15 protein-coding genes and 1 tRNA gene are annotated in these 17,518 nt (G+C 46.3%); 8 read left to right on the top strand and 8 right to left on the bottom strand.

Features of this window, described 5'->3' with window-relative positions:
- Positions 1-10: 10 nt before the first annotated feature.
- The 4 genes from QT990_RS16050 to smc all read right to left on the bottom strand — a co-directional run bounded on the left by QT990_RS16050 (position 11) and on the right by smc (position 9,117).
- Positions 11-2,191: a hypothetical protein gene (locus QT990_RS16050; protein ID WP_333142703.1), complete on the bottom strand. Its 2,181-nt coding sequence runs from the start codon at positions 2,189-2,191 to the stop codon at positions 11-13.
- Positions 2,192-2,272: 81 nt separating this feature from the next.
- Positions 2,273-3,295 carry an SGNH/GDSL hydrolase family protein gene (locus tag QT990_RS16045; protein ID WP_333300507.1) on the bottom strand — a complete coding sequence of 341 codons (1,023 nt, stop codon included), beginning with the start codon at positions 3,293-3,295 and terminating at the stop codon, positions 2,273-2,275.
- A 290-nt stretch (positions 3,296-3,585) separates the two neighbouring features.
- Complete coding sequence (locus tag QT990_RS16040; RefSeq protein WP_333142701.1) at positions 3,586-4,611, bottom strand: PRC-barrel domain-containing protein; 1,026 nt, start codon at positions 4,609-4,611, stop codon at positions 3,586-3,588.
- 618 nt (positions 4,612-5,229) lie between these two features.
- Entirely contained in the window at positions 5,230-9,117 is a 3,888-nt protein-coding gene (gene smc / locus QT990_RS16035; protein WP_333142700.1) for a chromosome segregation protein SMC, read from the bottom strand.
- 365 nt (positions 9,118-9,482) lie between these two features.
- Here smc and murA point away from each other — a divergent pair, with 365 nt between their 5' ends.
- The 6 genes from murA (at position 9,483) to QT990_RS16005 (ending at position 13,399) form a co-directional block, all read left to right on the top strand.
- Entirely contained in the window at positions 9,483-10,901 is a 1,419-nt protein-coding gene (murA, locus tag QT990_RS16030; RefSeq protein WP_333142699.1) for a UDP-N-acetylglucosamine 1-carboxyvinyltransferase, read from the top strand.
- 94 nt (positions 10,902-10,995) lie between these two features.
- Positions 10,996-11,865 carry a M48 family metallopeptidase gene (locus tag QT990_RS16025; protein WP_333142698.1) on the top strand — a complete coding sequence of 290 codons (870 nt, stop codon included), beginning with the start codon at positions 10,996-10,998 and terminating at the stop codon, positions 11,863-11,865.
- Positions 11,844-11,925 (top strand) — tRNA-Leu (locus QT990_RS16020). Before QT990_RS16025 ends, QT990_RS16020 begins: the two co-directional genes overlap by 22 nt.
- Entirely contained in the window at positions 11,899-12,222 is a 324-nt protein-coding gene (locus tag QT990_RS16015; RefSeq protein ID WP_333142697.1) for a hypothetical protein, read from the top strand. The genes QT990_RS16020 and QT990_RS16015 overlap by 27 nt, the downstream gene beginning before the upstream one ends.
- A complete protein-coding gene (locus QT990_RS16010; RefSeq protein WP_333142696.1) occupies positions 12,201-13,076 on the top strand; it encodes a DMT family transporter in 876 nt (291 codons plus the stop codon). Before QT990_RS16015 ends, QT990_RS16010 begins: the two co-directional genes overlap by 22 nt.
- A 95-nt stretch (positions 13,077-13,171) precedes the next feature.
- Positions 13,172-13,399, top strand: coding sequence for a hypothetical protein (locus tag QT990_RS16005; protein WP_333142695.1), 228 nt, complete (start codon positions 13,172-13,174; stop codon positions 13,397-13,399).
- A 216-nt stretch (positions 13,400-13,615) separates the two neighbouring features.
- Here the strand turns inward: QT990_RS16005 and QT990_RS16000 are convergent, their stop codons facing one another.
- The 3 genes from QT990_RS16000 to QT990_RS15990 all read right to left on the bottom strand — a co-directional run bounded on the left by QT990_RS16000 (position 13,616) and on the right by QT990_RS15990 (position 14,865).
- Positions 13,616-14,242, bottom strand: a complete 627-nt coding sequence (locus QT990_RS16000; RefSeq protein WP_333142694.1) for a type II toxin-antitoxin system antitoxin SocA domain-containing protein — start codon at positions 14,240-14,242, stop codon at positions 13,616-13,618.
- 69 nt (positions 14,243-14,311) lie between these two features.
- Entirely contained in the window at positions 14,312-14,551 is a 240-nt protein-coding gene (locus QT990_RS15995) for a DUF2283 domain-containing protein (protein ID WP_333142693.1), read from the bottom strand.
- Complete coding sequence (locus tag QT990_RS15990) at positions 14,536-14,865, bottom strand: hypothetical protein (RefSeq protein ID WP_333142692.1); 330 nt, start codon at positions 14,863-14,865, stop codon at positions 14,536-14,538. Before QT990_RS15990 ends, QT990_RS15995 begins: the two co-directional genes overlap by 16 nt.
- A gap of 195 nt (positions 14,866-15,060) precedes the next feature.
- Between QT990_RS15990 and QT990_RS15985 the strand changes: the two genes are divergently transcribed.
- Both QT990_RS15985 and QT990_RS15980 read left to right on the top strand, forming a co-directional pair.
- Positions 15,061-15,396 (top strand): DUF6883 domain-containing protein, encoded by a 336-nt coding sequence (locus QT990_RS15985; RefSeq protein ID WP_333142691.1) that lies wholly within the window; start codon positions 15,061-15,063, stop codon positions 15,394-15,396.
- A gap of 8 nt (positions 15,397-15,404) precedes the next feature.
- Positions 15,405-15,629 carry a DUF4926 domain-containing protein gene (locus tag QT990_RS15980; protein WP_333053374.1) on the top strand — a complete coding sequence of 75 codons (225 nt, stop codon included), beginning with the start codon at positions 15,405-15,407 and terminating at the stop codon, positions 15,627-15,629.
- A gap of 230 nt (positions 15,630-15,859) precedes the next feature.
- On the opposite strand, the gene QT990_RS15975 is transcribed toward QT990_RS15980, so the two are convergent.
- The gene (locus QT990_RS15975; protein ID WP_333142690.1) at positions 15,860-17,497 is read right to left on the bottom strand and encodes an acetolactate synthase large subunit; all 1,638 of its coding nucleotides are present in this window, start codon (positions 17,495-17,497) and stop codon (positions 15,860-15,862) included.
- Positions 17,498-17,518 lie beyond the last annotated feature (21 nt).

Raw genomic sequence — 17,518 nt, 5'->3', positions numbered from 1 at the left:
AGGGTTCAATTTACCTATTGACAGCTAAATTATTAATCTCCAGTTGGCATTGGTTTGTTAAATCCTGTTTGCTGCTACTCAATACCTCAAGCAGCAGATAAAGGGGATTTTTGCCCTCAACTAATAGATTTAAGCCGATCGCACTTTTTTGACTATCAGCCATCTCTGCTGAGTCTACTAATTTACCTTGCTTGTCCCACAACGTCAAGCGCAGGGCAATTCCCGGACATTGTTTGTTAGGTAAATTGAGTTTGCCGGTAACTTTTACTTTGTCTGAGATGGAACCTAAATACAGAAAAGATGTATCGAGTTTCTTGCTGTTTTTAATTGGATGAGTTACAATATTATATAGGTTATCCGATTCTTGACTCACTGAATAATTGGCAGTTGTGTAGATTGATTGATGCAAACTAATCCAATCTAACTGCGTGCCTGGTCGATCGACTATTTGCCGCTGCATCGCCTCCAGAGTCCTAACTGCCGTTGCTGTATCAGTCGGTCGCATCCTCCGGTAAACGCTGAGTGTCACGCCGTTTTCTAGCTTAAACTGTTCCGGTAGCAATTGGAAATCGCGGGCAATTTCCCAGTTTTGAGTAAAGGCATCGTACACAACTTTAACAACATCTTGTTCGTGCGATCGCAAAACTTGTTCGTCCGTCGATAACACCTGCTGAAAAGGTACAGCAACCACCGCATATTGTGACTGCAACAACTCCGGTAGCGGGTAAGTATCGCGCGAGTCAATTTGCGGCCTCCCGATTGTATTTAACTTCCACCAACCCTCCGGCGGGTTTAATTTGCGGTTAGCTTGTCTGAGTATGTTAGCATTGAAATTGTTAGAAGCACCGGCAATATAAATCGGTTCTTCGTTGGGTGCTGATTTTCGCAGAAACTCTACTAATTTTACAACTTCGTCGTAGTCCGATCGCACTAACGGCGGAAAATTACCCACAAACAGTCTTGGCAAATCAATTTTGAGAGGAATTAACCCGACTGCGGCATTTACAACCAGGTACAAACCCGCCGCGCCCAGCATGAAATACCGGACTTTTCCCTTGAGTGTCAGCCAAGTTGTCCAGAAAAATGTAGATAGTCCTAAAAGTGCGATCGGTGTAATATGAATTGTATAGTGCAAGTAGCCGTAACGCAAGACTAACAGCCATTCAATCAGCGACAAAACCCCAAACAACGAAACAAAAATAGCCGCCGCCGGAACCAGGATTCTGGTGAGAATTCCCGCCGAAAAACCAATCAGTACCAGCAGCCAAGTTCCCAAACCGTAAAAATCCGCATAACGAGTTAAAATATCATTTACAGGCAAACTCCAAGCGACATACAAATTGCGGTAGTCAACCGTCAGAGCACTGCGAGTAAAATCTCCCGCTACCAACATTAAAATAGTCAAGCTAGTTGCAGCTATCAAACCCAATTTTACACCTGATTCAAACAAGTATCTGTAGGGAAACGACACTGCCACGTCCTTGTCTTTGGGAGATGACAATGCGGTTTTTTTACGGTATATTAGTATAATAAACTCGATGAAAGCCTGTAAAGCCGCTGCACCAAAAAATGCGATCGCACTATAAGCAAAATGGCGCCGCAACAGAATGGCCGCCGCCAGCAAAAACCCAATTAATGGGATTTTCCACCAAGATTTCAGCTTAACATCCTGCAAATAAACCAAAATTGCCAAGGCTACAAACACACAGCCGCCAGTATCCAGATATCCCCGCAGAGTCGGTATCCAACTCATAGGAATTAATAAACTCAGCAGCACCGTTGACCAAAACACCCGGCGGGGATAAACTGGAATTAGCTTGGCAGAAATTGCCCCCAACAACAGGCGAAACGGCAGCACATAAATCAGGGATACGCTGAGAATGTAACTCAGCCGAGACTTGCCAAATAAGAGAATAAACGGCACTAACGGCAGAGAAATTAACAGGTTTTTTTCCTTAGATAGCGATTCTATAACTCCGCGCCATGCTTTATCTGGCGAGTCTCGAAATAAATTTGCCGTGTTGACTGTAGCAGTATTGTATCCCGCGTAATCCCACCAATAAAAAGTATGTTCGCTAGATACATAGATTGATGTTACTGCAACTGTGACTAGAACAAGCACAAACAGGAAAAAGCCATCAATTAGAAATTTTCGAGGCAATTTAAAAGAAACAAAATCAAATAATCCCATCAGTCTAGCAACCCTAAATAACTCCTAAACTTCCTCTTTCTCTCTTGCTTCGCGCCCTTCGCGCCTTCGCGGTTCGTTAACTTACCTTAAAACAGTACCTTGCAAAAAATCCTCCAACTTTTCTGCATATTGCCGATTCGCGATCGCGCTTGGATGAATGTCATGAGGTAAATTATTATTGGCAGGTATTTTCAAATCAACCGAAATATCCGCCGTAGCAATTCCCTCCTGACTTAACTCCCCCAACATCTTAGCAGAACCCGCATTAATTCCCGCAACAACTAACTTAACACTGTTAGCCTCAGCCACACGGTGAAACTCTTGAATAATTGCCTTAGAAAGGTCACGGCTTCTATACAACCCCTCTTCAAATTGATTGTAATTAACCTCCCAAAAATGGCTGAATGCAGAAACCCGCATCAGCGGGAACTCGCGATATTCAAGTTTGGCCATGCTGTAGGTAAAATTATTTTCTTTATTCAGCCTCGCATCGGGCTGAAATAGAATACCGAGTTTATTCCAAGCAGCCATTTGCTTTCTTCTCGCCCTTAACAAAGTATTGCGGCGGTCATGAAATCCCGCATAAGCAATCACCGCAATTTTGGGTTTATTTCCTTGTTTGAGTGCTGCTTTGAATTGAATCAATGAGTGCAGCGTTCCGTAGCCGTTAACGCCAAAATTCACTATTTCATATTTGGGTAATTTCTCTTGCAACAACCAAGCATAAGTTTCGCTATCATTCAATGACCAACCGTAGGTAAAAGAACAGCCAAATATCGAAATTTCCGGCTTTTTTGACGATAAATTGTAAGTAGTGAGGGGATGTGTGATTCTTAAACTATTATTGAGATGAGTTGTATTAAATGAGTAATTGCCGTTAATTATCACCTTGAATTTTCCAGGCAAATGTTTGTAGCCGAGTTCCGAATCTTTAGTGAAAAAGTTACCTTTTGGTTCGACCGCAACATCAACATTTTCTATTTGCCAGGGTTTGTATCCCGCAACTCGCAAGACAATTTCAGCCGTAGTGGTAGATAAAAAAATTGGAAAAATTAGATATGTTATTAATCTGAAAATAGAGGTTTTAATAAATTTTTTTTTCATAATTTATCGTAGGGGCGGGTTTCACCAACCATATCGGCGTAAGACCAACAATATAATAAACCCGCCCCCGCCCAACGAATAATCGGAATCTACATTTTTTTGGATGATCTCGAACATCAGGTTAATCTAGATTATCGGTTGTGTGGGGGCGGGTTTATTTAAATTGTTTGTGAACATCAAATATTGTTTGTAAAACCCGCCCCTACAGGCAATTGTAGGGGCGGATTTCACCAACTATCTATGTCTAAAACAAACAATCTCGTAAACCCGCCCAACCGAGGGATTAATTCCTAATAACCAGGCTCCTCCTCGTACTCAGGAGTCTTAGTCTTCTCAGGGATATTCACCCGAGGAGCCTGGTAAGGCTTCGGTGCCTCATCGTCAGCCCAAGCATCCGCCTCCACATCATCCTCGTACTCGTACTGCACCACCGGCTGCTTCGGGCGAGAAATTTCCGCGCGAGTGTACTGCGGCTTCTCCTCGTACTCCTCCTCGTAATCGTCCTCCTCACCGCCCCAATTATCCTCTTCGTAATCGTCGTAATCGTCGCTTATTGGCTCAGGCTGCTGTACCTGCACCGCGCGCATCGGCTGGCGAACCGCAGGCCGATTCCACTCTAAATCCTCATCCCAAGGAACTTCCTCCACCGCAGGCGCAGCTACCCGGCTCCGCATTTCCGGTGCAGGTATCCGCACCCCCGGGCCCAATTGATTTCCCGTAGCCACGGGTTTCGGATAATAACCTGCCTCGTCCTCTTCTCGTTCCCAAGGTGCTTGGCCCAAACCAACGCGCTCCAGCAAACCCACACTAAGCTGCCTGAGCCTTTCCTCGGAACCTTCAAACACAATCAAGCGATTCGGGCCGCTGCTGACAATTTCTTCAATCCCCAACTCGTAAGTGCTGAGAACTTGGTCGGGGATTTGGGGGATTCCCAGGGAAGCGATAATTATAGAAACTAACTTACCGTCTTCGGGATCGAACCTAAAGCCCCGTACCCTACCTAAAAGTTCGCCAGTTTCGGTAATAACTTCGCTGTTAATCAAAATGCTGTAGACTTCAACATCAACATCATCTTCGATCGCGCTCTCATCTTCCACCAACAGCACGTCGCCGATTTCGCTGACATTGCTGAGGAACATAAACCTCGGCATTCCAGCGACCGCGAATATATTATCACGCAGACCGATCGCCACAACTTCCCGCCGATCGATGTCCACCCACAATTGACTAACCACCCCCAAGCGTTTACCTCTGTCGCGGGTGATGACTTGAGTGCCGAGAATATCGGAGCGTTGGCAAATTTGTTCTGATGTCATTCTAAGTTTAGTCCTGATTTATCATAAAAATGGGCCTAAAACCCCCGTGCTTCTAGCACGGCTTTGCTGTATGCTTGTAGTAGTGGAAAGGTAATCAACCACTCTAAAAACCTAGCTGTCAAAAGACAAAGCGCTGAACCTTGAAAATTGAATCTAAGCGGTTCTACTGCATTTTTCTAGACTCCACCTCGCAGTAGGTAAAAGATTCAGAGGAGCTAGACAAACAGCATTTGAAGCGAATTTGCTTCAAACTGAAACAGGACTTGCCTAAAAGCAAATAGGGTAGGGCATACCCGAATTAACTCTTGGGGAGAGTCCCACCTCTGGGCTAGAGACTTCAAGGAATCTAGTTTAAGTGGTCTCGGTGAGCCAAGAATCCTCGTACCTTCAGGTCGAGGAGTGTCAATAAGTACATATATCACTCAACACGATCGTCAACCGACACTCCGGGACTACAACTTCAGTCAGTCGATTTTAGATTTTAGATTTTAGATTTTAGATTTACTCCACAGAGGAATGTGGGAGCTGGAACTAGGGTCTAAAATTTTGATCTATCCACGACTGTTGTCGGCGGCTTGTACCCGTTTTTGGGTAGGGTCATCAACAGAGACTCCGGGACTACAACTTCAGTCCTATGACTTGAGTATAAGCTCCCCGTGCTTGAGTAACACCAATTGTACGCTCAGCCGATTGAATCATAGGTCGCCGCAAACTCACAACAATAAACTGGGCTTGTTCAGACTGTCGTTTTATCATTCTAGCTAATCGCTCCACATTTGCCCCATCCAGAAACATATCCACTTCATCAAAAGCGTAGAACGTAGACGGGCGGTAGCGTTGCAGCGCAAAAATAAAACTCAGCGCCGTCAACGACTTTTCGCCTCCAGACATGGAAGCCAGTCGCTGTACGGGTTTGCCCTTCGGGTGAGCGACCAAATTCAAGCCACTGCTGAAGGGGTCTTCCTGGTCATCTAGCTGGAGATAGCCATCGCCTTCGGAAAGTTCCGCAAAGATAGTCTGGAAGTTCTCGTTAACCGCGTCGAAAGCTTCTTTAAAAGCGCGTCGCCTGAGTGTGGTAAAGTTTTCGATTCTCAACAGCAGTTCAGTGCGTTCTCCTTCCAATGTCGTCAATTTTTGACTTAATTCTTGAAGGCGTTCTTGAGTGCGGTTGTACTCTTCCAAGGCTAGCATATTGACTGGTTCTAAAGCTTGAATGCGTTTGGCGATCGCCTTTACTTCCTGCTGCAATTCGGTCAAATTGGCTTTCTCGACATTTTCAGGAATCGACGGCACGGGGTCGGGCATTTCCGCCCGCTGCGTTTCCAAGAGAGTGCGGATTGCGGCCAATTGTTCCCGGCGTTCTTGCTGGGTTTCGTGGAGTTTTTGCAACTGCCATTGTAACTGTTGTTTGGCTAAATGCTGTTCTCGCAATTGAGATTCCGCCCGATCGCGCTCTCCCTTTTCCACGCCCAATTTTTCCTCAATTTCCCCCAAAGCCGCCTTAGCTGCGGCAATTTGTCCATCGAGTTCTAACTGCTGCGAAACAATGCGATCGAGTGCATCCGCCCCCGCGTTTTGCTGCAATTGCCATTCCTGCAATTTCTCGCTGCCTTCCTTAATTTTCTCTTCCAAACGCCCGAATTGATTTTCCAAGTCTACAAGGCGCTGCTGGACGTTTCTCAGAGCCAATTCTCGCTCTTGGAGTTGCGCTTCCAGAGCGCGCAAACTCGATTGCATTTGCTGCCATTCGCTGTGACTGTTCGACTCTTCCAACTGCGCCAAAGTTTGCCGGTACTGCTGCAATTGAGTTTCCTGTGCGGGCAATTCTCGTTCCAGCAACTGCAATCTCGATCGCGAATCAGTTAATTCCTGTGTGTTTTTCGCAATTTGCGATCGCACTTGTTCCTGTTGCCCTTGCAAATTCTTAATTTCTGACTCCAACTGTTCCAATCGCAACTGATTTTCGCGCAAATTCTGTTTCGCTTCCATCAATTCTTGGCTGCGAGTTTTCACTGCAATAGACGCGCGATCGATCGCAATTTTGCACCGTTCCAAAATCCGCTCAATTTCCTCCAACCTTTCTTGCAAAGACGCGATCGTCCGCGCTTCACTAGCAGCCTCACTAGCCTCAACCGTGCCAAAATGCAAAGTAGATCTATTAGTAGAACTTCCCCCAGTCATCGCCCCGCTAGTTTCCAAAATTTCCCCGTCCAAAGTGACAATCCGGTACTGTCCCAAATAGCGGCGAGCATCGCTGAGGTTGCTAAACACAACCGTACTGCCAAAAACGTAAGCAAAAATTTCCTGATACCGGGAATCGCAGTCAATCAAATTAACAGCCGCATCCACAAACCCAGCCGCGCGCCGCAAATTTTCATTCACCGAATACCTGCCGCCCCTAATCTTATTCAAAGGCAAAAACGTCATCCTTCCCGCCCGTTTTTGTTTCAACAATTCGATCGCAGCAGCAGCCACGCTGTCATCTTCCACCACCATATTTCCCATGCGCCCGCCCGCCGCAATTTCCAGCGCCAACTGATAGCGCGGTTCTACCCTACCCAGTTGAGCCACCAAGCCACAAACTCCGCCAATCCCGCTTTGCGCGACAATTTTTGCAGTAAACGTTCCCGTCGCTTCTTGCATTGCTTGAAACTGCACCTCTAGTTTGTCTAATTTGCGCTGTCTTTCCCGCTGTTCTTCCAACAAACGAGTTTGAGTTTCCTGTTGCAGTTGCAATTCTTGTTCGGCTTCGACTAAAATCTGATTTAGCGATTCTACTTGCAAAGATGCCACGCCTTTGGTTTCCACAAGGCGAGATTGTTGCTCTTTTTTCGCTGCAATTTCCTGTTCCAATACTTGCAGCGATTGGTTTTGTTCTTGAATTTGACTTTGCAGGCGATCGGCTCTTTCTCCGATAGTAGCTTGTTCTGTACGCTGCGGTTCCAAAGTTTGTTGAATTGTTTCGATTTGGCGGTGCAGTTCCGTTTGCTGCTGTACCCAAGCTTCGGCCGTCGAGGCGATCGCATTTGCAACTTCCCGACTTTCATCTAAACTTTGCTGGGCTGCGTCCCGCTGTTCCTGCAAACTTCCTGTTTGAGACTTAACATAAGATATTTCTATCTCAATTTGCTCCAAACTTTGCCGGAATTGGCGAACTTCTTCCTCGGTTTGTGCTATGTTAGCAGCTATTTGCCCAGCAGTTTTTTCCAAATCCTGTTTGCGGTTTTGCAGTTGCCGCCGTTCCGCTTCCTGAGTCGCAATCGTCGCTTGCAAAGCCAACAATTCCGACTCTCCCAAAGCTTTAACGCGGGCATTCAGCGCGTCGAGTTCCGCCGTTGCTTCTTGAATTTGGGTACTAATTGCTTGCAGTTGTTCGGTGAGAGATGCAGAAGTGCGATCGCCCGTTTCGATTTGTTCTCGCAGCTTCCATTCTTGCTGCTGCAATTGGCGGAATTTCAGCACAATTTCCCATTGCGACTTTTCTTGAAATTCCGCCCGCAATTTTTGATATTTTTCCGCTTTTGTGCGATCGGAAGCCAGTCTATCGCGCTGAGAAATCAGCTCTTTTTCCACAATACTGCTGCGTTCTTCCACCTCCTTAACTTCATCCAACTTCTGCCTAGCTAAAGAGATTTTGCGATCGAACTGAGCCACCCCAGCCAATTCGTCAATGATTTCTCTTCGTTCCTTAGAATTCATCGAAATAATGCTGGTAACGTCTCCTTGCAGGACGACGTTATAGCCTTCGGGATAAATTCGCAAGCGGTTGAGTTGTTCGTGAAGTTGAGTCAGCGTGCAAGGTTGACCGTTAATGTAATAAGTTGAAGTGTAAGTACCTTGGCGAGTTACCCGAAGTTTGCGCGTCACACTCCACTCATCCGGTTTGGGATTTTGGATTTTGGATTTTTTATTAGTAGCGAGTAGTTGTCCGTTGTTGTCTTGAGTTGCTGCGATTTCAATCTCTTCTACGTCTTCAACAGATAACTCATCCGATTTTGGATTTTGGATTTTTGATTTTCGATTGACAGGAGATGATTGGCCGTTGTTGTCTAGAGTTTCGGCAGTTTCTATCCCTTCGGCTTCTGCAACTAGAGGCGATTCTTGATTGACAGGAGATGATTGGCCGTTGTTGTCTAGAGTTTCGGCAGTTTCTATCCCTTCAACTTCCTCTGCTTCAACAGATAACTCATCTGCTGCATTTTCATCCTCATCTTCATCCTGCGCGAACCATTCCTCCCCCACATCTTCCAGGGCAAAAGTCGCAGTCACGCTAGCTTCGATCGTACCGCGTTTGTTTTGGGCGCTGTTCACCAAATCCGGCAAACGTTCAGCCCGCATTCCCTTAGAACTCGAAAGTCCGAGACAAAACAGCAAAGCGTCGAGGATGTTGGACTTCCCAGAACCGTTGGGCCCGGAAACCACAGTAAAACCGGGCAGCACGGGAATGGCCGTCGTGCCGCCAAAAGATTTAAAGTTAGTCAGTTCGATCCGCTTAATGTGAACCATATGCTAGGAGTAGCTTTGGCTCTAGGTTGTTGTCACAGGGTAGCACAGGCAATGGGGCGATCGACAATGTGTTAACTTTCTAGCATTGTTGATCGAACCGATATCTTACACCTTCGTCAACAACCCAGCCGGCTTTTACTTCAAAAGATCGTTGACAAAAGTACAACATCTGCGATCCGAGCGACCGCTACAGATGAACGTAAATTTTGATACAAATAATTTCATGAGACTCGATCGACATTATTTATGCGATTAAACCTGAAAGCCTTGTCCCGATTGAATCCCAGCAAATATAATTCCCGGAATTCCTAATGTTACCCCTAGACATATAAAAACTTTCCGGTAAAATCGAACCAAAATTAATAATGTATAAAGTAACGAAGCGAATTATGGAGGGCAAACCCATTACACCAGCTCAGAACTCATCTAACCTGTCAGCTTCACCTGAAAGCGACCAACAAGTATTGCAAATTTGGGGTCGCCAGCCCCTTAAAGGACATATCAAAATCAGCGGCGCCAAAAACTCGGCCTTAGTCGTCATGGCAGGAGCCCTGCTATGCCCAGAGGATTGCCGTCTCCGCAACGTTCCCGGTCTAGTCGATGTCGCCCGCATGGGGCAAATTCTCTCGGCTGTAGGAGTCAAATTACAGCAGCACGGCGACGTTTTAGACATCAACGCCAGCAGCCTCATAGACGCTCAAGCCCCCTACGAATTAGTCAGCCAACTGCGGGCGAGCTTCTTCATCATCGGGCCACTGCTAGCACGTTTGGGATTTGCCAAAGTGCCCTTGCCCGGTGGGTGTGCCATCGGTGCGCGACCCGTTGAACTCCACGTTCGCGGTCTGCAAGCCCTGGGTGCCGAAGTCCACATCGACCACGGCACGGTTCACGCTTACGTCAAAGGGCCGAACCGCCGCCTGAAAGGAGCCAAAATTTATTTGGACTACCCCAGCGTCGGCGCAACTGAAACTTTGATGATGGCGGCGACTCTGGCTGAAGGAGAAACCGTGATTGAAAATGCGGCTCAAGAGCCGGAAGTCGCAGATTTGGCGAATTTCTGCCGCGCAATGGGAGCAAAAATTCAAGGCGCTGGCACGAATACGATCGTCATTTCGGGAGTTCCCAAGCTGCACGCGGTAGACTATTCAATTATTCCCGATCGCATTGAAGCCGGAACATTTTTAGTAGCCGGAGCCATCACTCACTCGGAAATCAGTTTGTCGCCGGTAATTCCCGACCACCTGACCGCAGTCATTGCCAAATTGCAGACAATTGGGGCGAAAATTATTGCAGAAGCCCCTGACATTTTGCGGATAGTTCCCGGCCAAACTCACTCGGCCACAGACATCGAAACTCTGCCTTATCCCGGTTTCCCCACAGATATGCAAGCTCAGTTTATGGCTTTGCTGACGCTGAGCGAAGGCGACAGCTTGATCAAAGAAACCGTGTTTGAAAATCGCTTGCGCCACGTAGCAGAGCTCAACCGCATGGGCGCGGACATTCGCCTTAAAGGCAATGTAGCGATTGTGCGCGGAGTGTCGCGGCTGTCGGGTGCGCCGGTAGTAGCAACAGATTTGCGGGCTTCGGCGGCGTTAGTGTTAGCGGGACTTGCCGCCGATGGTGTCACCACCATCAGCAGCTTGCAGCACTTAGACCGCGGCTACGAGCAGTTAGAGGTGAAACTGCAAAAATTGGGAGCTAAGTTGCGGCGCGTCAAAGAGGGTACAGACCCGGCGACTGCTGAGGCTCCTGTCAATCCAGTGCGATCGGGTTTAAACTGTTAATTAGTCAGTTGACCGTTGACTGTTGACTGTTGACGGTTAACTGTTGACGGTTAACTGTTGACGGTTAACTGTTGACTAAGGAATAATCACTACAATGTCGAACATACCGCTCATCGGTTTAAAAGCAGACCAGTTTCGCCACCCGCTAGACTTGGAAGCCACCAGCACTCTCAAACAACTGCCCGGTCTGGATTTGATCGTGCGGCAGTTGCTGGGACAACTGGGCGAACAGTTTTTCATGCTGGAAAATCTGGCTTCCAGCGTCCAAGTCGGCGAAAATCAATTGCCCCACCTGCATCAATTGCTGTTGGATGCCTGCAAAACTCTGGATTTGGAAGCGCCGCAGCTTTATGTCCGCCAGCATCCGATGCCAAATGCTTACACCTTTGCGATGCGGGGAAAGCAGCCTTTTGTGGTGATGCACACTTCTCTGATTGATTTGCTCACAGACGAGGAAGTTAAGGCAGTAATTGCTCACGAGTTGGGGCATTTGAAGTGCGAGCACGGAGTTTACCTGACTCTGGCTAATTTAATTGTGTTGGCGGCCGGTCAAATTTCGCCTGTGGGAGCCGTGCTGGCGCAGGGTTTGCAGGCGCAAATGTTGGAATGGTTGCGGTGTGCGGAATTTACGTGCGATCGCGCCGCCTTGCTCGCCACCCAAGACCCAAAAGTGGTAGCATCGGTGCTGATGAAACTGGCCGGAGGTTCGCCGACTTTAGCTTCCAAACTGAATGTCGATGCGTTTTTGGCGCAGGCGCGGGCCTACGACGACCTCAGCAGCACTCAACTGGGAGAAATGCTCAAACAAGCTCAGACGGCTCAGTTGTCCCATCCTGTACCAGTATTGCGCGCCAGAGAGATCGATCGTTGGGCAAGTTCAAAAGATTATGAATCTTTGCTTGCAGGAAATCGATCGGTGTGTTATGATGGTGAAACCCAAAAGGGCGGGTGGCGAAATTGGTAGACGCATCAGACTCAAAATCTGACACCGAAAGGTATGAGAGTTCGATTCTCTCCCCGCCCACTGCTAAAAAAGCTTAATAAATCTAGGGTTCCAGATGATAAGTCTGGAACCCTAATTTATACTGGGCATCGGGAATCGGGAATCGGGCATCGGGAATCGGGCATCGGGCATCGGGAATCGGGAATCGGGAATCGGGAATCGGGCATCGGGAATCGGGAATCGGGCATCGGGAATCGGGCATTGGTAACTAATGACAACAGTCAACAGTCAACCGTTAACAGTCAACAGTCAACAGTCAACAGTCAACAGTCAACAGTCAACAGTCAACAGATTTTATGGGTGAAATCGCCGCTTTAGGCGCTGCATTTGTCTGGGCTCTAGCTTCCACCATCTGGCAGCGAGTGGGACAGCAACTCCCCGCAGTCGTGCTAAACTTGCTCAAAGGCGCGATCGCCCTTTTCATGCTCCTTGCCACTGTACTAATATTAGGCAAACCCTTACCCGCAATCAACCCTAATATTTTAGCAATGCTGCTCATCAGCGGCGGGCTAGGAATTGGCATCGGAGACACCGCTTTCTTTATCGTATTAAAATATTTAGGCGCGAGGCGAACGCTGCTTTTAGAAACCCTATCTCCCCCTTTAACAGCTTTATTCGGCTTAATCTTTTTGCAAGAAAAGTTATCGGCCATTGCTTGTACTGGCATTCTTTTAACTATCTGCGGCGTAGCGTGGGTAATTGCAGAACGAACAGCCGAAACAACCTTATCATCAAAACATATTTGGCAGGGATTAGGTATTAGTTTATTAGGACAAACAAGCCACGCCGCTGGAGCAATTTTATCCCGCGCCGCCTTCACTCAAATAGATATTGATCCCCTGTGGACAGCCGCCTTGCGTTTGAGCGGTGGTATGGCAGTTATGTTGTGCTTTTTGAAGCCAACAAACCTTGACAGTTTCAAACAATTAAAATCCTCCAAAATATTAGCTGCAATAATTCTGGCAGCTTTTTTAGGAACCTATCTCGGAATTTTCCTGCAACAGACTTCACTGAAATATGCACCCGCAGCAATCGCTCAAACACTCAGTTCTACCAGTCCCCTATTTATCCTGCCTTTAGCCGTGCTGGCGGGCGAAAAAGTGAGCATTCGGGCTGTTTTGGGGGTAGTTGGTGCGATCGGCGGAATCGCCTTATTATTGGGTTTGAAGTGATTAGATTTGATCTCAATTCCGGTGCCACCGGAATGATTGTTGACTGTTGACTGTTGACGGGCGGGTCGAAAAACTGAATGGTTGAGTGTTAACTGTTGACACTAATAGGCACGGCGCCGTCTCGAAAGCAATGGGTAATATTAATTCCGATGCTACCGGATTTGATATCACAACTCCGACAAGTGGAAACAAAACTCTACGGAGAGATTGAGAAGCAAATTGCAAACGCTCACCAGAAGGAAGAGGAAGGGATTTATGCTTCTAATACTTGGGTAAAACAATTGGCAGAAATCCGTAAGGATTTTGGTCTGATTATCCGCTAAATCACGAAGGCCACAGCTAATCCGAATACTTGAATCTGAGAAAGCGCGATCGCCCTTACATCCCAACTTGTCACAAAGCACGCGCGGCGCAGCTATCCCGTAGGGAATCGCCCTTATAAGCTGTTGTGCATTTAACTTATATCTTTAGGGCGGGCAGGATGCCCACCCCACAAAAGTTTAATTGTATTCGGTCGTGCAATTTAAATGCCTCGGAGCTTATTCTTTAGAGAAGAAACGGCCCGAATAATATTTCTTCATCGATTCGTGAGAAATAATCCCCTCACAAGATTCGTCTCTCGGCAAATCTCCTCTCGCTTCCTGCCAAGGCATTTCACTGCAAATCATTCGTTCCAAAGTTGCATCATCATACTCAAAATAAGCATCAGCAACTTCCTCGATAAATTCCCCGATTTTTTGGGGAAGTTTCGGTTGTTCGATTTTCTCTGTAATTGGTTCCCCACTAAATTGTCGTTGATACTTTTCTAATAAATCAGGAATAACCGGCCCGTGAATCCCTGCTTGAAAATCTGCATCAAATAGTGGCTTGCCGTAAACTCCTAAATACCAAGCTTGAGCGTAATACATAAGTTTTTGTAGCTTGTAGGCGTTGATTGCTACATTAGTTTGGGCGGCTAACCAAATAAAAGCATTGGCAATATCTTGCTCACTCACTTTTACTGAATTACCTGGAACCGCAACAACTTTGAGTTGACCTTCGCCTATCTGTTCCAATAGTTCAGAAACTGACAAGTTAAATTCGGCGGCAATTTGCTCAACTCTTTGCCAAACTGGAGAACTCACAGTTATTTGATATTCATTTTTTGTTGAGATAGCTTGAGTCATAGGCCTCCTTAGAGCTGACTTAAATAATTCTAGCAAACAGTGCCGAATAATGACCTCATGCAGTCTTTTCTAAACCTTATAACTCAAGTGCAACTCACCCACAATCGGTAATTCAAATACATTACTCTCTCGCAACCGCTTTGAGAAAAACATAACTTCCAGATTTTCAATTTCCTCCGTGTCAGGATTGAGACGAGCCACAATTCCATATTCTAGTTCTTGCGATTCTTGCTCTGCATAAGGCGAACATTTATTGACGTACAAAATATCCCCAATAGCATCGTATTTAAAAGTTAGTTTTTCTGCCATATTATCTCTCCTTGGGTAACATTTTTTGTTAAGTAAGCTGTCACGATCCAATAGCGCTCTCTCGGAACTGTATCATTCACAACAGCTACTACAACATACCTACCCTTGCGACCCTTACCATACTGCTGTGAAAATAGAAAAGTATTGCCGAAACGTAAATCACATCGAACCTCATCTGGGTCAGCTAGAGTTTTAGCAATTCTTTCCTGATAAGATGGTAGCAAATCGGGATGTGTATCAACAATATGTAGTTCTCGCTCTTCAGTGAGTTCAACCTCGCTATCGAGATATGGACAGAAAAATTGTGTTGTCACATTCCTCCATTCTTGCCAGTCCTAGTTACCTAACTTTTAGATTACCATAATTACCTGATAAGTTTAGCGATCGCCCATCCCAACCCAACTTGTCAAAAAGCACGCGCGGCGCAGCTATCCCGTAGGGAATCGCCCCTGCTTGACCGATCGCCTCAACTCTGGTTAATATACAAGAGTAAGCTTTGGAGAGAGTGCTTGAAACTGCCCAATTATGAAAGAGCAGTCGTTCCTGAAAAGAAAATTACCGAATATCTGCTCTCACTCACCCACCGCGACGGGAAAAGCAAAGCAAAATTTTTTTTACGGTTTGGTTTTTCAGTTGATGCTTGGGAAATCATGGCAACTGCCTTGCTGCGTCATGCCGCAGACCATGAATTAGCTAAAATTGAAGAATCTCCTTTTGGCAGTCGGTACGTTATTGAAGGAGAAATGCTAGCAGCAGATGGCAGAAAACCCTTTGTGCGTTCTGTTTGGTTTATTGAAACCGGAGGCGACACTCCCAGGCTAGTAAGTGCCTATCCACCAGATTAAAAAATAAAATGATTCAAGAACTTGACAGCATTGTTTTAACAATTGATATCCCCGAAAAAAAATTAAGCCAAGGCGATATTGGCACAGTTGTTTTAGTACATCAAGGTGGGGTAGGATATGAAGTAGAATTTGTTACCTTGACGGGGAAAACATTAGCTATTATTTCACTCTTTAGCTCCCAAGTCCGTCTCATAGGTGATAGAGAAATTGCTCACGCCCGGATGCTAGCTTGAGCGTTATCTAAATGGAAGCAAAAACATTATGAACACTCACAGATTCACAGGCATCATTTACAAAGAAGAAGATAGATACATTGCCGAATGTCCAGAAATCGGCACAGTTGACCAAGGCGAAACCATAGAATAAGCGATCGCCAATCTTAAACAAGCTACAAAACTCTATCTCGAAGAATGTCCATTATTAGAGCCCCGACTTATTAAAGAAGCCGGAGCTCTAGCTACTATTACAAATTGCAACTCATATCCCCAGATAATTGACTGAAACGCGCATTTTCCCGATAGTCTACCGGACAGTCAATCACGCAAGGGACATCTTGAGCAAGGGCTTCTTTCAGAATCGGAATAAAATCCGTTGCAGATTCCACTCGATAGCCTTTTAAACCCATACTTTCGGCAAATTTCACAAAGTCGGGATTGCCAAATTTGACGAAATCGGAATGACCAAAATAATCTTGCTGCTTCCATTCAATTAACCCGTAACCGCCGTCATTAAATATCAGCGTCACAAAATTAGTACCGACTCGCAAAGCAGTTTCTAACTCTTGGCAATTCATCATAAAACCGCCGTCGCCGGTGGCTGCTATTACTTTGCGATCGGGATAAACGAGTTTTGCAGCTACCGCACCCGGAATCGCAATTCCCATCGCCGCAAAGCCGTTGGAAATCAAACAGGTATTCGGGCGATCGCAATGATAGTGCCGCGCGATCCACATTTTGTGAGCTCCCACATCAGATATAAGAATATCTTCCGGGCCCAGGATTTGCCGCAAATCGTAAATGAGTTTTTGTGGCTTGATCGGGAAACCGTCGTCGGCTGCATATTGTTCGTACCCAGCCCGAATATCCGCCCGCAATTGCTTAGCAAAAGGGTCTACTTTCTCCATGCGATCGGCACGCTGCAAAATTTCATTGAGAGAATCAGAAATATCCCCCACAACTTCTATAAGAGGAATATAACTGCTGTCAATTTCTGCTGGCAGAGCTCCAATATGAATAATCGGAATTTTTCCTTCAGGATTCCACTTCTTCGGGGAATATTCAATCAAATCGTAGCCAACAGCAATCACTAAATCCGTTTCTTCAAAAGCACAGCTAATGTAATCGCGTTTTTGCAAGCCCGTCGTCCAAAGCGCCAAAGGATGAGTGTAAGGAATTACGCCTTTGCCCATGAAAGTATTAGCTACGGGAATATTCAATCGAGTAGCAAATTGTGTCAAAGCATCGCTGGCGTTAGCGCGGATCGCGCCGTTTCCTACTAAAAGCAGAGGACTTTTTGCCTTGGAAATTGCCACTGCGGCTTTATTCAAGCTTTGGTAAGCGCCAAAAGTTTTTTCGCGGTTGTCTTTGGTGAGCGGCTGTCCTTCAGCAGGCATGGCTGCGATGTTTTCAGGTAAGTCAATGTGAACTGCTCCCGGCTTTTCACTTTGAGCTACTTTAAAGGCTTTGCGGACAATTTCTGCCGTCGTGCTGGGGCGAACAATTTGAGCATTCCACTTAGTAACTGGCGCAAACATGGCCACCAAATCTAAATATTGGTGCGATTCTATGTGCATTCTGTCTGTGCCGACTTGTCCGGTAATTGCTATTAAAGGAGCGCCGTCTAAGTTGGCGTCAGCAACTCCTGTCATTAAGTTAGTTGCGCCCGGGCCCAAGGTAGACAAGCAAACGCCGGCTTTGCCTGTGAGACGACCGTAAACGTCTGCCATGAAAGCGGCGCCTTGTTCGTGGCGAGTAGTAATAAATTTAATTGAAGAGTTTCTCAGGGCTTCTAGAACTTCTAAATTTTCTTCTCCAGGAAGTCCGAAGACGTATTCGACGCCTTCATTTTCTAAACATTTTACCAATAGTTGAGCTGTGTTCATTTCCGTTTTTCTCCTCGGTTA

The organism is Microcoleus sp. T3_B1 (genome assembly GCF_036700445.1).
Classification (GTDB): Bacteria; Cyanobacteriota; Cyanobacteriia; order Cyanobacteriales; family Microcoleaceae; genus Microcoleus.
The sequence above is the reverse complement of the archived record's forward strand: the minus strand, read 5'-3'. Positions and strand labels throughout refer to the sequence as shown.

Excerpts from the sequence above, each read along its gene's own strand:
- QT990_RS16010 (WP_333142696.1), top strand. The coding sequence starts at position 12,201 with ATGGGTGAAATCGCCGCTTTAGGCGCTGCATTTGTCTGGGCTCTAGCT.
- QT990_RS16000 (WP_333142694.1), bottom strand. The coding sequence starts at position 14,242 with ATGACTCAAGCTATCTCAACAAAAAATGAATATCAAATAACTGTGAGT.
- QT990_RS16050 (WP_333142703.1), bottom strand. The coding sequence starts at position 2,191 with ATGGGATTATTTGATTTTGTTTCTTTTAAATTGCCTCGAAAATTTCTA.
- QT990_RS16040 (WP_333142701.1), bottom strand. The coding sequence starts at position 4,611 with ATGACATCAGAACAAATTTGCCAACGCTCCGATATTCTCGGCACTCAA.
- murA (WP_333142699.1), top strand. The coding sequence starts at position 9,483 with ATGTATAAAGTAACGAAGCGAATTATGGAGGGCAAACCCATTACACCA.
- smc (WP_333142700.1), bottom strand. The coding sequence starts at position 9,117 with ATGGTTCACATTAAGCGGATCGAACTGACTAACTTTAAATCTTTTGGC.
- QT990_RS16015 (WP_333142697.1), top strand. The coding sequence starts at position 11,899 with ATGAGAGTTCGATTCTCTCCCCGCCCACTGCTAAAAAAGCTTAATAAA.
- QT990_RS15980 (WP_333053374.1), top strand. The coding sequence starts at position 15,405 with ATGATTCAAGAACTTGACAGCATTGTTTTAACAATTGATATCCCCGAA.
- QT990_RS16045 (WP_333300507.1), bottom strand. The coding sequence starts at position 3,295 with ATGAAAAAAAAATTTATTAAAACCTCTATTTTCAGATTAATAACATAT.
- QT990_RS15995 (WP_333142693.1), bottom strand. The coding sequence starts at position 14,551 with ATGGCAGAAAAACTAACTTTTAAATACGATGCTATTGGGGATATTTTG.
- QT990_RS16025 (WP_333142698.1), top strand. The coding sequence starts at position 10,996 with ATGTCGAACATACCGCTCATCGGTTTAAAAGCAGACCAGTTTCGCCAC.
- QT990_RS15975 (WP_333142690.1), bottom strand. The coding sequence starts at position 17,497 with ATGAACACAGCTCAACTATTGGTAAAATGTTTAGAAAATGAAGGCGTC.